This is a genomic window from Dietzia sp. DQ11-38-2, from assembly GCF_014145055.1.
In the GTDB taxonomy this organism is placed as follows: Bacteria; Actinomycetota; Actinomycetes; order Mycobacteriales; family Mycobacteriaceae; genus Dietzia.
The window spans coordinates 1-921 of record NZ_JAALDW010000274.1 but is presented as its reverse complement, the minus strand read 5'-3'; the positions used below and the strand labels follow the sequence as shown (position 1 = coordinate 921).

2 protein-coding genes are annotated in these 921 nt (G+C 72.3%); both read left to right on the top strand.

Annotated elements, in window-relative coordinates:
• On the top strand, positions 1–469 hold a 469-nt coding region (locus G6026_RS09930), incomplete at its 5' end, for a hypothetical protein (protein ID WP_241728008.1).
• The coding region (locus G6026_RS09925) for a hypothetical protein (RefSeq protein WP_182613075.1) at positions 456–921 on the top strand (466 nt) is incomplete at its 3' end. The genes G6026_RS09930 and G6026_RS09925, both read left to right, overlap by 14 nt.

Genomic DNA, 921 nt, shown 5'->3' with positions numbered 1-921 from the left:
CGCGACCGCTTTCGCACTCGTGGGGATGCTGCTCAACGCCGCCACCACGCGCTTCGGTGACCTCCCCCCGGCCACGCGTGACGCCTTCCGCGACGCGGTCGAGACCACTGGGACCGCGGACATCTCCATCGAGGCGTTGTTCGGGTTCGCGCGGGGCGTGGGTGCCGTACTGGCGATGGTCGCGGCCGTGGTGACCGTGTGGCTGGCCTTCCGCTTGCGGGCGGGGAAGGGCTGGGCCCGGACGATGCTGGACATCGTCGCGGTATTCCTCGTGGTGGACGCGGTCTCGGTGGTGATCGGCGTGTTCGGCGGGGTCGCGGTCGCGGGGGAGCGGGGCGAGATCGTCACCTTCCTGGTGATCTCGCTGCAGATTCTCGCGGGACTGTGCGCCGCGACCGCCGTGTGGCGCCAGCACACCGCCGAGGCGATGAAGTTCACGACCGGCGGCGGTGCGCGTGCCGGCGAGTGAACCCGAACGGCCGGGGTCCGAACCCGAGGGGCCCATCCTGTACGCCGAGGACGGGTGGAGTTGGGCCTGGATCTTCGCCGCGCCACTGTTCTGCGCGGGCGCCGCGGCGTTCGAACTGGTCACCGGTGCGCCCGTCCACTGGCTCATGCTCACGGTCTGTGCGATCGCCTCGGCGATGTGCCACGGGGTGATGATCGCCGCCACCCGCGTCCACGGTCGCGTCCGACTCACCCCGACCGTGTACATCCAGGGAACCGAGGAGCTCGAGCTGGCCCGCGTGGAGGAGGTGCTCCCGCTGCCCGGTGACGGCCGCCCCGAGGCCTCATGGGAGACCGCCCGCACGCTCGGGGAGCTGCGGGAGGTCCCGCGCCGACGGCGCTCCGTGGGCCTGCGCCTGGACACCGGTGCCGAAGTGCGGGCCTGGACCCGTGATCCGGTCGCCCTGCACGCCG